Origin of the sequence: Thauera sp. (assembly GCF_035444905.1) — a bacterium.
Lineage (GTDB): Bacteria > Pseudomonadota > Gammaproteobacteria > Burkholderiales > Rhodocyclaceae > Thauera.
Genome location: NZ_DAOMPS010000004.1, coordinates 1 through 14,028 on the forward strand (window position 1 = coordinate 1; position 14,028 = coordinate 14,028).

At 67.5% G+C, this 14,028-nt stretch carries 15 protein-coding genes and 1 pseudogene; all 16 read right to left on the bottom strand.

Annotated features, from left to right (window positions below; translation table 11 throughout):
- The coding region (locus PLC66_RS02725) for a glycosyltransferase (protein WP_324537684.1) at nt 1–788 on the bottom strand (788 nt) is incomplete at its 3' end.
- A gap of 11 nt (nt 789–799) precedes the next feature.
- On the bottom strand, nt 800–1,120 hold the full coding sequence (locus PLC66_RS02730; RefSeq protein ID WP_324537855.1) for a type II toxin-antitoxin system PemK/MazF family toxin: 321 nt from the start codon (nt 1,118–1,120) through the stop codon (nt 800–802).
- Nucleotides 1,120–1,332, bottom strand: a complete 213-nt coding sequence (locus PLC66_RS02735; RefSeq protein ID WP_324537686.1) for an antitoxin MazE family protein — start codon at nt 1,330–1,332, stop codon at nt 1,120–1,122. The genes PLC66_RS02730 and PLC66_RS02735 overlap by 1 nt, the downstream gene beginning before the upstream one ends.
- 202 nt (nt 1,333–1,534) lie before the next feature.
- On the bottom strand, nt 1,535–1,873 hold the full coding sequence (locus tag PLC66_RS02740) for a DUF2442 domain-containing protein (RefSeq protein ID WP_324537688.1): 339 nt from the start codon (nt 1,871–1,873) through the stop codon (nt 1,535–1,537).
- Nucleotides 1,828–2,088 (bottom strand): annotated as a pseudogene (locus tag PLC66_RS02745) (DUF4160 domain-containing protein). The gene PLC66_RS02740 and the pseudogene PLC66_RS02745 overlap by 46 nt, the downstream one beginning before the upstream one ends.
- A gap of 13 nt (nt 2,089–2,101) precedes the next feature.
- A complete protein-coding gene (locus tag PLC66_RS02750) occupies nt 2,102–4,045 on the bottom strand; it encodes an XrtA/PEP-CTERM system amidotransferase (RefSeq protein WP_324537690.1) in 1,944 nt (647 codons plus the stop codon).
- Nucleotide 4,046: 1 nt separating this feature from the next.
- Complete coding sequence (locus PLC66_RS02755; RefSeq protein ID WP_324537692.1) at nt 4,047–4,481, bottom strand: HEPN domain-containing protein; 435 nt, start codon at nt 4,479–4,481, stop codon at nt 4,047–4,049.
- Nucleotides 4,465–4,788, bottom strand: a complete 324-nt coding sequence (locus tag PLC66_RS02760; protein WP_324537693.1) for a nucleotidyltransferase domain-containing protein — start codon at nt 4,786–4,788, stop codon at nt 4,465–4,467. Before PLC66_RS02760 ends, PLC66_RS02755 begins: the two co-directional genes overlap by 17 nt.
- A 13-nt stretch (nt 4,789–4,801) precedes the next feature.
- Nucleotides 4,802–5,977, bottom strand: coding sequence for a TIGR03088 family PEP-CTERM/XrtA system glycosyltransferase (locus PLC66_RS02765; protein WP_324537694.1), 1,176 nt, complete (start codon nt 5,975–5,977; stop codon nt 4,802–4,804).
- Nucleotides 5,977–7,263 (bottom strand): TIGR03087 family PEP-CTERM/XrtA system glycosyltransferase, encoded by a 1,287-nt coding sequence (locus PLC66_RS02770; RefSeq protein ID WP_324537696.1) that lies wholly within the window; start codon nt 7,261–7,263, stop codon nt 5,977–5,979. Before PLC66_RS02770 ends, PLC66_RS02765 begins: the two co-directional genes overlap by 1 nt.
- 4 nt (nt 7,264–7,267) lie before the next feature.
- Nucleotides 7,268–8,317 (bottom strand): FemAB family XrtA/PEP-CTERM system-associated protein, encoded by a 1,050-nt coding sequence (locus PLC66_RS02775; protein ID WP_324537698.1) that lies wholly within the window; start codon nt 8,315–8,317, stop codon nt 7,268–7,270.
- Between the two features lie 35 nt (nt 8,318–8,352).
- Nucleotides 8,353–9,198, bottom strand: a complete 846-nt coding sequence (locus tag PLC66_RS02780; protein WP_324537699.1) for an XrtA system polysaccharide deacetylase — start codon at nt 9,196–9,198, stop codon at nt 8,353–8,355.
- A 7-nt stretch (nt 9,199–9,205) separates the two neighbouring features.
- Nucleotides 9,206–10,363 (bottom strand): non-hydrolyzing UDP-N-acetylglucosamine 2-epimerase, encoded by a 1,158-nt coding sequence (gene wecB / locus PLC66_RS02785; RefSeq protein WP_324537701.1) that lies wholly within the window; start codon nt 10,361–10,363, stop codon nt 9,206–9,208.
- The gene (locus tag PLC66_RS02790; RefSeq protein ID WP_324537703.1) at nt 10,360–11,472 is read right to left on the bottom strand and encodes an XrtA/PEP-CTERM system-associated ATPase; all 1,113 of its coding nucleotides are present in this window, start codon (nt 11,470–11,472) and stop codon (nt 10,360–10,362) included. The genes wecB and PLC66_RS02790 overlap by 4 nt, the downstream gene beginning before the upstream one ends.
- Before the next feature lie 11 nt (nt 11,473–11,483).
- Complete coding sequence (locus PLC66_RS02795; RefSeq protein ID WP_324537705.1) at nt 11,484–13,040, bottom strand: TIGR03016 family PEP-CTERM system-associated outer membrane protein; 1,557 nt, start codon at nt 13,038–13,040, stop codon at nt 11,484–11,486.
- Complete coding sequence (locus tag PLC66_RS02800; protein WP_324537707.1) at nt 13,003–14,022, bottom strand: XrtA-associated tyrosine autokinase; 1,020 nt, start codon at nt 14,020–14,022, stop codon at nt 13,003–13,005. Before PLC66_RS02800 ends, PLC66_RS02795 begins: the two co-directional genes overlap by 38 nt.
- Between the last annotated feature and the right edge of the window lie 6 nt (nt 14,023–14,028).

Here is a 14,028-nt window from a genome sequence, read left to right on the forward strand (position 1 = left end):
GCCTGGGCCTTGAGATTGGCGTCCTGCGGGCCACCGCCGACCAGCAGCAGGCGCAGTTCGGGGCGCTGTTGCAGCAGCGCGGGGAAGGCATCGAGCAGCAGGTCGAGGCCTTCGTAGGCGTAGAAGGAGCCGACGAAGCCGACCACGGTGGTTCCAGCCAGCCCGAGTCGCTCGCGCAGCACCGGATCGGCCTCGCCCGAGAGCTGGAAGGATTCGATGTCAACCGCATTCGGGATGACAGTGACCTTGGTGGCCGGGATGCCACGCCCGACGATGTCGGCACGCAGGCCTTCGCAGATGGTGAACACGTGGTCGGCACGCTTGATCGCCCAGGTCTCCAGCGCCTTGGTGGCGCGGTAGCGCAGGCTGCCCTCGGTGGTGGTGCCGTGGTCGACCGCGGCGTCCTCCCAGAAGGCGCGGATCTCGTAGACGACCGGGATGCCGAGCTTCCGGCCGGCGCGGATGGCGGGGATGGCGTTGAGCACCGGCGAGTGCGCGTGCAGGATGTCGGGCTTGAGCTCGGCCGCGAGCTGTTCGATGCGCGCCTGCACGGTGCGCACCTGGCGCAGCTCGTTGACGCCGCTGCGCCCGGGCGGGGGCACCGGGCTGCGGTAGAAGCGCAGGCCATCGACGTCCTCGACCTCTGCCGCGGTCTGGCCCTGCTTGGGCGAGGTCAGGTGAAAGGTCTCCCAGCCCAGCGCGCGCTGCTCGCGCAGGATGGCCGCGGTGCGGAAGGTGTAGCCGCTGTGCAGCGGGATGGAGTGGTCGAGGATGTGGAGGATGCGCATGGGAAACCTGATCAAGCCAGTCCGAGAAACAACATCAAAGACCGATTCACGGCAATCTGTTCATCGTCGGACAGTCGGCCCAGGCTGGGACCGAGTTTGGCCCTGGGTACCGTATGGATCTTGTCGACCATGACCTGCGATCGCTGGCGCAGGCCATTTTCTGGTGACGGCTCGATGGTGATGCGAAACAGCGGTGTGTCGCGTAAATCACTGGTCAGCGGCAGAAGCGTGACCGACGGGTGTTCGTCGAACAAGTCCGACTGAATGACCACGGCGGGACGCAGTTTGCCGTAGTCACCCTGCAAGGCAACGGTGATCAGGTCGCCGCGCATCACACCCAGCCGTCCGTGTCAGCAGCCTGCTCGAGCCAGTCGAGCACTTCCTGCTCTTTCGGATCATCCTTAAGCAAGCTGGACTGCCTGCGGCACTCCTCGGCAAAACCCGGCTTGCGCGTATCCGGCACCCAGATTTGCACCGGACGCAAGCCTGCCTCACGCAGATTCGTGCGGTAGCGCCCAACACGTTCCGAAACACTGTCAGCCATGGAAATCTCCCAATCCCAACGTCGTTACATGCTACGCAGCATAGACCGCAGCTCCGTTACATGCAACACGTCGATCCATAGGATAAATGGGGTCTGCCCCCCATTTATCCCTGTGCGGAAGGTGTAGCCGCTGTGCAGCAGGATGGAGTGGTCGAGGATGTGGAGGATGCGCATGGACCAAAATGCTGACCGATGGATACATTCAATGCTTGGGCAGTACCAACCATTCGCCAGACGCCTTGATCTCCCGGTACATCGCATCCGGCGCCAGATCGATTTCCCCAGGCCAAGTCACCACGCCGTACTCAACGTCGACCTGAGCGAACACCGAGGGGTCGGACAACTTGGCGAACACCCCGGCAGAAGGCGAATGAACAAGCCGAGACAGGTCGACAACCCCTTCGGTGCCATCCAGGAATCGAACGCTGATCCGGTAACCGGGCAGTGCCTTGACGGACGCCACTCGCCACGGCGAAGCAGGGCGAATGGCTGGCGTTACGTCAAAGGACGAATTTTCTTTGGCTGCTGATTGTGTTCGCATAGTTCCCAATCCTCGAAGAGCTCCGCGCGATGTTCCTGTGCCCATTCAAGCACAAGTGATAGCGCTCTACGCGGAAGCGTTCCCTCCATCACCTCCAGGGTCTGGATCGACACCAGCGCTTCGAACTCACCCTACAAGGCATGAAAGTGAGGAGGCGCGTGATCATTCCAGTACATCTGGATGAGGATTCCGTAGAAGGTGCTGATTGTCGGCATGCTGGTCACTGAGTCAGGCGCACACGCGCCTGTCGATCGAGTCTGACCCCGCTGATCCTGCCACGCTTGATCCGTTGTTGCGCACGAAGGCCTCGAACATCAACAAGGTCCACAACGGCGAGCTGTAGTCGCGCGCGCCCGACTGATGCGCATCGACCAGGTGCTGCAGGTAGTCGCGGTTGAATATACCGGTGGCGGCCAGCGTCTCGCCCAGCACGGCGTCACGCACCCGCTGCTTGAGCGGGCCGCGGAACCAGCGCGCGAGCGGCACGGCGAAGCCCATCTTGGGGCGGTAGAGCACGTCGTTGGGCAGGAAGGGTTCCATCGCCTTCTTGAACAGGAACTTACCTTCGTTGCCCTGGATCTTGAGGCCGGAGGGCAGCGTGGCGAGCCATTCGACCAGCTTGTGGTCCATCAGCGGTTCGCGCACTTCGAGCGAGTGGGCCATGCTGGCGCGGTCGACCTTGGTGTTGATGTCGCCGACCAGGTAGGTCTTGAGGTCGAGGTACTGGATCAGCGCCAGCGGGTCGTCGGTGTTTGACGCGGCGGCATGGCGGCGGAAGACCTCGACCGCGTCGTAGCCGCCGAGCTTGGCGCGGAAGTCGGCGGTGAAGAGCTGGCGGCGCATGTCGCCACGCAGCAGCGACACCGAGTGGAAATAGGCCTCGACCGCGTCGCGCGCCATGGCCTGGAAGGTGGTCTTGGCGCGGAACACGCGCGGCGCCCAATCGGCCTTGGGATAGACGCGGCCGAGCAGGCCGAACACGGGCCGGCGCACGCCCATCGGCAGCGCGGCGCGCAGCTTTTCTTCCATCAGGTGCATGCGGTAGCGGCGGTAGCCGCCGAAGCTCTCGTCGCCGCCGTCGCCCGACAAGGCCACGGTGACGCGCTTGCGCGCGAGCTGGCACACGCGGTAGGTGGGGATGGCGGAGCTGTCGGCGTAGGGCTCGTCATAGAGCGCCGCCAGGGTATCGATGAGGTCGAAGTCGTCCGACCTGACCGTCTCGACGAAGTGATTGGTGCGGTAGCGGTCGGCGACCTTCTGCGCGAACTCGGATTCGTTGAACTTGGGGTCGTCGAAGGCGATGGAGCAGGTGTTGACCGGCTCGTCGGACAGCCCGGCCATGGTGGCGACCACGGCGCTGGAATCGACCCCGCCGGAAAGGAAAGCGCCCAGCGGCACTTCAGAAATCATGCGCAGACGCACCGATTCGCGCAGGCGCGCGGTGAGTTCGGCGGTGGCGTCGGCCAGCGAGAGGTCGTTGTCGAGGGTGAAGCGCACGTCCCAGTACTGCCTGGGCGCGGGGATGGGCTGGCCGCGGCGGATGCACAGCGATTCGCCCGGGCCGAGCTTTCTGGCGCCGAGGAAGATGGTGCGCGGTTCGGCGACGTAGCCGAGCGCGAAGTATTCCTCGACGGCCAGCGGGTCGATGCGGCGATCGAGCGCCGGATGCTGCATCAGCACCTTGAGCTCGGAGCCGAAGGCGAGCGTGCCGTCGGCCAGGAGCGCGTAGAACATCGGCTTGACCGCGAGCCGGTCGCGCGCCATGAACAAGGTGTCGCGGTTGCGGTCGTGCAAGGCGAAGGCGAACATGCCGCGAAAGCGCTGCACGCAGTCCTCGCCCCAGGCCTCCCAGGCGTGGACGATGACCTCGGTGTCGCTGCGGGTGTGAAAGACGTGGCCCAGGGCCTCGAGCTCGGGGACGAGCTCCTGGAAGTTGTAGATCTCGCCGTTGAACACCACCGCCACCGAGCCGTCCTCGTTGAACAAGGGCTGCTGGCCGGTGGCGAGGTCGATGATGGACAGCCGCCGGTGGGCGAGCGCGACGCCGGGCTCGAAGTGGTAGCCGCCTTCGTCCGGGCCGCGATGGTGCTGGACGTCGTTCATGCGCTGCATCAGCGCGCGCTCGAAGTCGCGCTTGCCGCGGGTGTCGAAGAGGCCGGCGATGCCGCACATACTATTGGTTCCTTTGTTCCTGACCATCAGCGTCGGGCTGCTTGCCTGACGCCAACGCCAGTCGCTGCATAGCCCAGCCGAGCACTTTCATGACAATACCGTCGAGCTCATCCCGGGTAATGGACGGCACGAGCTCGTCGTCATAGCGAAACTCGACCGCAAACGGGTTGATGAGACGAAGGGCGTCAACAGGGACCGGGAGGTCCACACCCTCCGCCCGAATCAGATCGCCCAGGGCGGCAAGGTCATGCGTGCGACGAAACTCGATTTCTCTGAGCACACAAACCGCCTTCAAGGCTTTCTCGATTGACTGTTGTGCGTGAAAACCAAGGGCTGCGAGGCTTGCCTGAGGAATAGGCTTGAGCAGCCCGAAGGTTTCACGGTCTCGTTGCGCCAGGCGAAGCAATCGAGCCGCCTCTTCATAGTTTGGCGTCATAAAGAGACTTTCCTTCCTTCGCTGCCCAATAGGGTAAGGTGCCACGCACTTGGCTGCGCCGAGCAAACTCATCGCGTGAGAAGACGACGACATCGACCCCGACGCCCATTGGCCCGATCGCACGATGCAGCCGAACATATTCCGCGACCTTGTCCGGCACCTCGTCTTCGATCACCAGCAAATCCAGGTCCGAGCCTTCATCCGCATCGCCCCGTGCGTAGGAGCCAAACAGGATCACGCGTGCCGGGCTACTGGCCGCATCCGCCGCGCGTCGCGCGGCATCCATGATCGCTTCTGGTGAAAGCATGTTCGTGTCCGAATTACAGAAGGCTGTCGTACATCGCGGTGTAGCGCGCCACCATGGCGTCGAGGCTGAAGTGGCGCTCGACACGCTGGCGGCCGGCGGCGCCGTGCTTCTTCCGCAATGCAGCATCCGAAGCGTAGCACAGCAGCGCCTCGGCCATGCGGTGGGGGTCCTGCGCCGCTACGAGCGCGCCCGTTTCTCCTTCGACGACGAGCTCGGCATTGCCGCCCACATCGGTGGCGACTACCGGCAGGCCGCAGGCCATGGCCTCGAGGATGGTGTTGGAGATGCCCTCGGCCTGCGAGGGCAGCGCGAAGACGTCGAGCGCGCGCATGACCTCGGGCACGTCCTTGCGCTCGCCGGCGAGCCAGACCACGTCATCCAGGCCGGCGCGGTGGATCTCTGCCGCGACCTCGGCGCGCAGGGGGCCGTCGCCGGCGATCAGCAAACGCAGCGCGCGCCCTGCCCCGCCGCGCGCGCGGGCAAGCGCGAAGGCGCGCACCAGGGTGAGCTGGTCCTTGACCGCCTGCAGGCGGCCGACGGTGCCGATGACGACCGTGTGGGCGTCACCGGGCGCGCCACCGGGGGTGACTCCGGGGGTGGCTCCGAAGGGCGCACCAGGCACGGCGATGCGCGCGCCGCCAGGCGCCGGACAGAAGCGCAGGGTGTCGACACCGTTGCAGATGCGCTCGACGCGCGCCGGCGCAATGCCGACGCGCTCGGTCAGGTAGGACTCGATGTGGCCCGAGAGCGCCACATAGCGGCTCACGAAAGGGCTGTAGGCGCGGCGCAGCAACTGGAACTTGCGCCGCGTGCCGCCGGGGTCAGAGACGTCCCAGCCGTGCTCGCCATGCACGCGCACCGGCACCCCGGCCAGGCGCGCCGGCACGGCGGCCTCGAGCGCGGCGAGGTTGCGGGTGTGCACGATGGCCGGCCGGCGCTCGCGAAACAGGCGCCACAGGCGCGGGTAGAGCTTGATGCCGTGGCCGGGCGGCTTGTGCAGCGACACGAAGCCGACGTCCTCGCGCGTGATGCGCTGGCAGAAGCTGTCCACACAGCGCGTGAGCGCGACCACGGTGTGGCGGTAGCGCTCGGGCGGCATGCGGTTGATGAGGTTGACGACGCCGTTCTCGAGCCCGCCAACGTCGAAGCTGTAGACGAGGTGCATCACCAGCGGCCGGCGTTCTGGCATCAGGCCACCTGCGAGCGTACCAGCGCGGGGGGGTCGCCGATGACGGTCGGGATGTCGTCCGCCGCCCCGCCCTGGGTCGGCGCCACTTCGAGCAGCCAGTCGAGCATGCGCAGATTGGCCGACCAGCTGTAGCCGCGCAGCACGCAGGCACGCGCCGCGCGGCCCATGCTGGTGCGTCGTGCCTCATCCTGCAGCAGGCCGACGACGCGGGCGCAGAAGCTGGCATCGTCGGCGGCGATCTCGCAGTCGCGGCCGTCCTCAGCGGCGAGGCCGGTGGCCGGCGCAGCGGACAGCACCACCGGGCGCGCCATCGCCATCGCCTCGAGCACCTTGTTCTGGATGCCGCGCGCGATACGCAACGGCGCGACGACGGCGTCGGCGTGGGCCAGATAGGGCCGCACGTCGGGCACGGTGCCGGTGACGACCACCCCCTCGCCGGCCAGCGCCTGCACCGCCGGCGCCGGGTTCATGCCGACGATCCAGAAGCGGGCGTCCGGCACCTGGGCGCGGATGCGCGGCAGCAGCTCGCGGGCGAACCCGGTGACGGCGTCGATGTTGGGCCAGTAGTCCATGGCGCCGCTGAAGACGAGCACCGGCCCGCCTGCCGGGTAGGGCGAGTCGAAGGCGTGGCTGGGCGAGAAATACTCGGCGTCGACGCCGTTCTGCATGACCCCGACCTGGGTGGCCAGTTCGGGCGCGGCGGCGCGAAACAGATCGGCCTCGGCCTCGGTGACGAACAGGCTGGCATCGCAGCGCGCGGCGGTGGCGCGCTCGAAGGCGAGCAGGCGCTCGCCCTCGCGGCGGTAGAGCCAGGACAGCGGCCAGCGCCGGTCGGCGGCGTACTGCGTCCACTTGGCCGAATCGACGTCGCAGAAATCGATGACGCGGCGCTCGAGGCCGGGCGCGTCGAGGTATTGCGCCATCGGCCCGGAGAAGGCCACGGCGCTGCGGATGCCGTACTCGGTCACCATGCGCTGCACCCAGGCCGCCAGGCGCGGGCTGCGGTAATAGGGCAGGCTGAGGGCTTCGCCACGCAGCAGGCCCCGCAGGCTGGCGAGACGGCGGATGCCAGGCTCGATCGGGACGATGCAGCATTGCTCGCACCACTGACGCAGCGCCGGGATGTGCTGGCGGTCGTCGGGATGGTCGACGAAGCTGCCCAGAAAGACGCGATGCGTGCGCGCGAGCTGACGCAGGATGTTGAACGAGCGCACCTTGTCGCCCTTGTTGGGCGGATAGGGGATGCGGTGCGTCAGGTAGAGCAGCGGGGGGCGGTCGTGCAGCACCGCCCTACCCCAGATTGCGCACGATGTGCGGCCCGAGGCGGTTGGCGACGCCCAGCGGCAGGCGCTTCCAGAGCGCGATGAAGGCGCGGTACTTGGGGTTCATCGGGTTGTTCTGCGGCACGCTGTCGCGCTTGTACAGGCAGTACTCGTAGGACAGCGGCTGCGGCTCGAAGCCCCAGTTCTTCTTGAAGCTGAAGGGGCCGGTGCCGACCTTGCTGCGCCCGTAGTCGAACACCTTGCAGCCGCGCTCGCAGGCGCGGCGCATGAGCTCCCAGTACTTGAAGTCGTTGGCGGCGAGGTCGCGTGCGGCGAAGTCGTCGCCGGCGTAGTACGGCAGCACCTCGTCGCGGAAATAAAAGCTGAGCACGCTCGACAAGGGCTTGCCGGCGGGGTCGGTGACGGTGAGCACCTCGCAGGCCTCGCCAAAATCGGCCTTCAGGCGCTGGAAGAAGCGCTTGGGCAGGGCCGGCGTGCCATGGCGCAGCACGTTGTCGGCGTAGAGGGCGAAGAAGCGCTCGACGTCGTCGTCGATGTGGCTGACGAGCCCGTTCTTGATGCCCTTGCGCACCATCGCGCGTTGCTTGCGCGGGATGGCGAGCATGTTGTCCTCCACCTCGGGCAGGAGCGTTTTGCGGAAGGTGACGTAGAGCTCCTGGCGCGGCCAGTCGGCATGCACCGGCTTGAGGTTGCGGTACTCGGTGTGCTGCACGCCGAGCGCCATGGCCAGCGCCTCGGCGCGCATCTCGAGCGCCTGGTAGATCTCGGGGCCGGCATCGACGTCGGCCGCCACCCCGCCATAGACGCAGAAGGGCAGCGAGGTGAGCGCGTGGCCGAACAGGCGGCTGCGCACTTCGGCCAGCGGCAGCACGGCGACGATGTCGCCCGCACGCTCGGCGTACAGGTAGAAGGTGCGATGGCGGAAGACGTCTTCGAGGATCTCGCGCCAGGCCGCCAGGTGAAAAAAGGTGGCCTGCGGGCAGCGGCGGACGAAGTCGTCCCAGCGCTCGACCTGGTGGGGGGTGAGCAGGCTGACGTGTATCGGCAATCGGTCCATGACGCGCATCCGTGTCCGGGCAGGTTGAAGCGGGGTCAGGCGGCGTCGCGGAAGACTTCGTCAGCGCGCCCCCAGGAGAAATCCGCAAGCAGGCGGTCGAGCCGTGCCTGGGTATGCTGAAGGTTAATGTAGTGCCTAAAGCGTGTTCTTGCCGTGGCGCCGGTCACGCGGGGCTGTTCGGGGTCGATTTCCCAGGGATGGAAGTAGAAGATCGCGGGGCGGCGATCGTCGGCGTTGACGCGGGCAATCTGCCAGCGCGACAGCGAATAGGGCAACAGGCGGAAGAAGCCGCCGCCGCCCGCCGGCCAGTTGCGCCCGAACAGACGCACCGTGCTCACCGGCACCTCGACTAGGCCGTTGGGCAGGCGCCAGGCGAAGCGCGGCGCATCGGGGATGCCGTAGTGGTCGTGCTTGACCGGATAGACGCTGGAACTGTAGCGGTAGCCCGCCTCGGCGATGCAGTCGTGCGCCCACAGGTTGGCCGTGCCGATGGAGAAGCTCGGCGCACGGTAGCCGGTGACGGCCACGCCGGTGATGTCCTCGAGCACCGCCTTGGCCAGCCGGATGTCGGCCTTGAAGGCCTCGGGGCTGAGGTCGCTGGCGCGCTCGTGAGCGTAGCCATGGCTGGCAACTTCATGGCCGGCGTCGGCGATGCGACGCACGAGCTGGGGGTAGCGCTCGGCCACCCAGCCGAGGGTGAAGAAGGTGCCCTGCGCGCGATGTCGCGCGAGCAGTTCGAGGACCCGGTCGACGTTGCGCTCGACCCGGCAGGGCACGCTGTCCCACTGGCTGCGCGGGAAGTGCGGCGCCAGCGCCGAGACCTGGAAGTAATCCTCGACGTCGCAGGTGAAGGCGTTGGTGATGCGGGCGGCAGCGTTCATGGCGGGGTCAGACCTGGCGAGGGTGGGTGAGCAGCCAGTCGTGGAGATGGGCGGCGATGCGCTCGGCGCACCGGCCGTCCCAGTACTCGGGCACGCGCCCGGCCTTGCCGCCGGTGGCCAGCACCTGTTCGGCCGCGGCGACGATGGCCTGCGGGTCGATGCCGACCAGGCTGTTGGTGCCCTGCTCCACGGTGATCGGGCGCTCGGTGTTCTCGCGGATGGTGATGCAGGGCACGCCGAGCGCGGTGGTCTCTTCCTGGATGCCGCCGGAGTCGGTGAGCACCATGCGCGCACCCGACATGAGGCCGAGCATCTCCAGATAGCCCTGCGGCGGCAGCACCAGAAAGCCGGGCGTATCGAGCGTGGCCAGCATGCCGAAGCGCTCGAGGTTGCCGCGGGTGCGCGGGTGCAGGGCGATGACGAGCGGCAGCTTGCGGCTGACGGCGTGCAGGGCGTCGATGATGGGGCCGAGCACCTCGGGGTGATCGACGTTGGACGGACGGTGCAGCGTGACCACGCCGTAGCCGTGCTCGATGCGGCGGGCATCGAGACCCGCCTGGGCGAGCAGCACGTCGGCGGGCACCGCCTTGGGCAGGCTGGCGCGCAGGCTGTCGATCATGACGTTGCCGACGAACACCGCACGCTCGGCGGCGATGCCCTCGCGCGCGAGGTTGTCGTGGGCGGAGCGCTCGGTGGTGTAGAGCACGTCGGAGATCTGGTCGGTGAGGATGCGGTTGATCTCTTCGGGCATGCGGCGGTCGTTGCTGCGCAGGCCGGACTCGACATGGATCACCGGAATGTGACGCTTGCTGGCGACCAGGGCACAGGCGAGCGTGGAGTTGACGTCGCCGACCACCAGCACCGCGCTGGCGCCGAACTGGTCGATGACCGGCTCGAAGCGCTTCATGACCTCGGCGGTCTGCACCGCGTGCGAACCCGAGCCGACGGCGAGGTTGATGTCGGGCTCGGGCAGCTCGAGGTCGGCGAACAGGCGGTCCTTCATCGCCGGGTCGTAGTGCTGGCCGGTGTGCACCAGCAGGGTCGGGATGGGCGGATTGTGGGCGGCGAAGGCGCGGATGATGGGCGCGACCTTCATGTAGTTGGGCCGGGCGCCGACGATGCAGATGACCGGTGCGGCCGCCTCCCCCGCGAGCGAGGTGCTCATTCGCGCGCCTCCCCGGCCGTCTCGTCACGCCTCACGGCCTGCAGCAACTGGCTGAGCACATTGAGGGTGGCGGCGACCGACTGCTCGAGCCCGGCGAGGCGGGCCTCGATGCGCTGCAGATCGTAGCTGCCCGCCATCTCCGCCGCGTGGGCCGCAAGCTCGGGCGACACGCGCAGGCGGTCGAGGGCGAGCTTGTTGGCGCCGACCAGGTCGAGCGCCGCTGCCCCGGCCACGGCGCCGGCATCGGCATCGGCCTGCACAGCGTCGGTGAGCACCGGCCGGGCCCCGCCTGGCGTGGCGAACTCCTGCTTGAGCTCGTCGATGACTTCGCGCACGTCCGTCTCGCCGATGCTGTGGCGCTCGGCGATGTAGGCGGCGAGCATGAGGCGGTCGCACAGCGTGTTGATGCGGCGCGGGATGCCGCCGGTGTAGCCGTAGATGACGTTGTAGGCGGCGGGCTCGAAGATCGGGTCGTCGGTCCAGCCGACATGCGACAGGCGGTGCTCGATGTAGCCGCGGGTTTCCTGCGAGTCGAGCGGGCCGAGGTGGTAGGAGGCGATGACGCGCTGGCGCAACTGCTGCATCTCGGCGCGCTGCATCATGTCGCGGAACTCCGGCTGGCCGACGAGGAAGCTCTGCAGCAGGGCGTGGTCCTCGAGCTGGAAGTTCGACAGCATGCGCAACTCTTCGACCGCGGCGGCGGTGAGGTTCTGCGCCTCGTCGACGATCAGCAGCGCGCGCTTGCCGGAGGCGGCAATCGAGACCAGATAGGTCTCGAGCGCAAGCAGCAGCCCCGCCTTGTCGAGATTGCGGCTGGGCACGCCGAAGGCCGCGGCCACCATGCGCAGCATGTCGTTGGCGTCGACCTGGGTGCTGACGATGTTGGCGGCGACGACCTTGGCCGGATCGAGCTGCTCGAGCAGGCTGCGCACGATGGTGGTCTTGCCGGCACCGACCTCGCCGGTGATGACGATGAAGCCCTCGCTCTGGTGCAGGCCGTACTCGAGGTAGGCCATCGCCCGCCGGTGGCCCCGGCTGCCATAGAAGAAGGCGGGGTCGGGGTTGAGCTGGAAGGGCTTGGCGCGGAGCTTGAAGAAAGTTTCGTACATCGGGTGTCCGGTCAGAAGCGCATGCCGAGCGTGGCGGTGATGGCGTTCTCGGTGTAGTCGGTGGAGCCCTCGGCCTTCTGGTAGCGGTAGCGCAGGCTGGTCTGGGTGTTGGGGCCGAGCGTGCGGCTGACGCCCAGCGAGCCCAGCAGGCGTGTGGTCTCGAGCGTGGGGTCGTCGCGCCCTTCGGATTCGGAGCGCGTGAGGCTGGCATCGAGCGAGCTGGTGCCGGTGAGCTGGTGGCTCCAGGCCACGGTGGCCGAGGTGGTGCGCACGCGGTCGGTGTTGAGGAAGTCGTCGCCCGGCAGCAAGCCGGAGATGTTGCTGACCAGCGAGCGGTCGGCGCGGGTGACGGAAAAGCTCAGGGTGTTGCGCACCCCGAGCAGCGAGAAGCCGCCGCCGACCGACTGATTCACGTAGGCGGCATTGGAGCGCAGGCTGACGATCCCGAGACACTCGAGCAGGAGCAACTGTCGCAGCGTTGGATCGGTGACGTCGGGCCGGTAGGCCGGGTTGGACACCAGGCTGAGGCAGGCCTGGTCGAACACGAAGGCGTTACCGAGTTCCTGCGCCGTGGACGACAGATCCCTTGACGCGTTGACGTACCAGACCGAGCGCCGCATGCGGTGATTGAAGCTGAGGTCGTAGCCGCGGCCGAAGATGCGGTCCTCGACCGTCGCCGAGATCGCGGTGCGATCCGTGGGGTACCAGTCGAAGCCGCCACCGACGATGCTGCCGCTGTCCTCGCGGCCGTTGTCGTAGTCGTTGGACTCGTGGCCGACGATGCCGCGCAGGCGGAACTGAGGCGAGAGGTTGGCGAACAGGGTGCCGCGCACCGTCTCCTCGGTGCGCGAGCTGGTCGCCGCCGTGCCGCCGTCGGATTCGGTACGGCTGTAGGCAACACCCCAGCCGAAGAAGCGAAAGCCGCCCGGATCGGCCAGATTGACGCTCAAGGTATCCACGCTCTGGTTGCCCAGGCCTTCGCTGCCGGAGGTGATGCCACGCGAGGAGTACTGCACCGAGCCCCTGGCCGATTCGCCGAAGCGCAGCTCGGACTCGAGCCGCGGCGCGATGGACCAGGTGCGCGTTTCATTGGCCCGGCTCGAGGCGAGCGGGTCCCCGGCTGCGCCGCCCGAGAACGCCGACAGGTTGTTGCGGCTGATGCCGGCGTCGAAGTCGATGAAGAGGAGATCCTCAATCGCTTCGAAGGTCCCGCTGCCCTGGAGGCTGAGAAAGGACGTGTTGTTGTCCGTGTTGTCGGCGTAGAGCAGGTTGCGCAAGCGTGCACTGAGGCTGCCGCTGAGCCGACCGCTGGTGCGCGAGACCGAAATGCCGGGCGAGACTTCAAGAATCCAGTCGGAGCCGCCCCCACCCGCTGTCCCGCCCCGGGATGCACTGGCGTTGTCGGTCCAGGTGAGTTCGGTGTCGAGGGTCGGCGTGACACGGACGGATTGCGCATGCGCGCTGCCGCTGACGCCGAGAACGGCGAGCGCCAGGGCGCCGAACCACTTTCCCCTGACCGCGCGCCTTGGCTCAGACCGCCTGCGGCTGGGCTTCCTGCGCTTGTCCATGTCCATATCCGTATCCGTATCCATAGCCGTAGTAGCCACCCACCGAACGCTCACGGGACTTGTTGAGCACCATGAGCCTGACGGCGCAGTCGTCGACGGTGCTCAGCGCCTGCCTCACATGGGCATGGGTGGTGCGCTCGGCCTCGACAACCAGCACCACCTGCCCCATGTGCGTGGCCAGCACGCGGGACTCTGTGGTGACCAGGACAGGAGGCGAATCGAAGATGATGATGCGATCGGGGTAGCGCTGCGCCATCTGATCGAGCAGGTGAACCATGGCCTCGGAGGCCAGCAGCTCGGTCGCGCGCTGATGCGGCATGCCCGCGGGAAGGATGGAGAGCTTGTCGATGTTGGTCTTGAGCAGCACCTCGCGCAGGTCGGCCACTTCGCCGGCCAGCACGTCCATCAGGCCAGGCTGCGCCGGCAGACCGAGCTCGCGCAGGACCGACGGACGGGAGACGTCGGCATCGACCAGCAGCACCGTGTAGTCGAGTTCCATCGCCATGCTGATGGCGAGGTTGATGGCGTTGAAGGTCTTGCCCTCGCCCGGCAGGGCGCTGGTGATCATGATGAGGTTGCCGTTCTCGATTGCGGCCGGCCCCTCATCGGTGGCGTTGTGCAGCAGCGGGCGCTTGATGATGCGGAACTCTTCCGCGATCGAGCTGCGCGGCTGATCGGGGGTGACGAAGCCTCGCGCGGCCAGGCGCTCGAGGTCGATCCGCACCGAGCGCACGGACGGGCGCGACGGCTCGCCCGCAACGGGCGCGGCTGCGGCGGGAACCACCGGTGCGGCTTTGGCGGGCGCGGCTGCGGCGGGAACCACCGGTGCGGCTTTGGCGGGCGCCGCCTTGGCGGTGACGACGGGCTCGGCGGCCGGTGCCGGCCTGTCGGGTGCGGCGGACGGCTGGCCCTGCTCTGCGGGCTCGCTGGCCGCCTGCTTCAACCGGTCGAGACGTTCGACTGCTTTCTCGATAATGCTCATCGTGTC

Coding starts and splice junctions, on each gene's coding strand:
- PLC66_RS02730 (WP_324537855.1), bottom strand. CDS start 1,120: ATGCGCGGCGACCTGATCACCGTTGCCTTGCAGGGTGACTACGGCAAA.
- PLC66_RS02735 (WP_324537686.1), bottom strand. CDS start 1,332: ATGGCTGACAGTGTTTCGGAACGTGTTGGGCGCTACCGCACGAATCTG.
- PLC66_RS02740 (WP_324537688.1), bottom strand. CDS start 1,873: ATGCGAACACAATCAGCAGCCAAAGAAAATTCGTCCTTTGACGTAACG.
- PLC66_RS02750 (WP_324537690.1), bottom strand. CDS start 4,045: ATGTGCGGCATCGCCGGCCTCTTCGACACCCGCGGCAAGCGCGACTTC.
- PLC66_RS02755 (WP_324537692.1), bottom strand. CDS start 4,481: ATGACGCCAAACTATGAAGAGGCGGCTCGATTGCTTCGCCTGGCGCAA.
- PLC66_RS02760 (WP_324537693.1), bottom strand. CDS start 4,788: ATGCTTTCACCAGAAGCGATCATGGATGCCGCGCGACGCGCGGCGGAT.
- PLC66_RS02765 (WP_324537694.1), bottom strand. CDS start 5,977: ATGCCAGAACGCCGGCCGCTGGTGATGCACCTCGTCTACAGCTTCGAC.
- PLC66_RS02775 (WP_324537698.1), bottom strand. CDS start 8,317: ATGGACCGATTGCCGATACACGTCAGCCTGCTCACCCCCCACCAGGTC.
- PLC66_RS02780 (WP_324537699.1), bottom strand. CDS start 9,198: ATGAACGCTGCCGCCCGCATCACCAACGCCTTCACCTGCGACGTCGAG.
- wecB (WP_324537701.1), bottom strand. CDS start 10,363: ATGAGCACCTCGCTCGCGGGGGAGGCGGCCGCACCGGTCATCTGCATC.
- PLC66_RS02790 (WP_324537703.1), bottom strand. CDS start 11,472: ATGTACGAAACTTTCTTCAAGCTCCGCGCCAAGCCCTTCCAGCTCAAC.
- PLC66_RS02795 (WP_324537705.1), bottom strand. CDS start 13,040: ATGGACAAGCGCAGGAAGCCCAGCCGCAGGCGGTCTGAGCCAAGGCGC.
- PLC66_RS02800 (WP_324537707.1), bottom strand. CDS start 14,022: ATGAGCATTATCGAGAAAGCAGTCGAACGTCTCGACCGGTTGAAGCAG.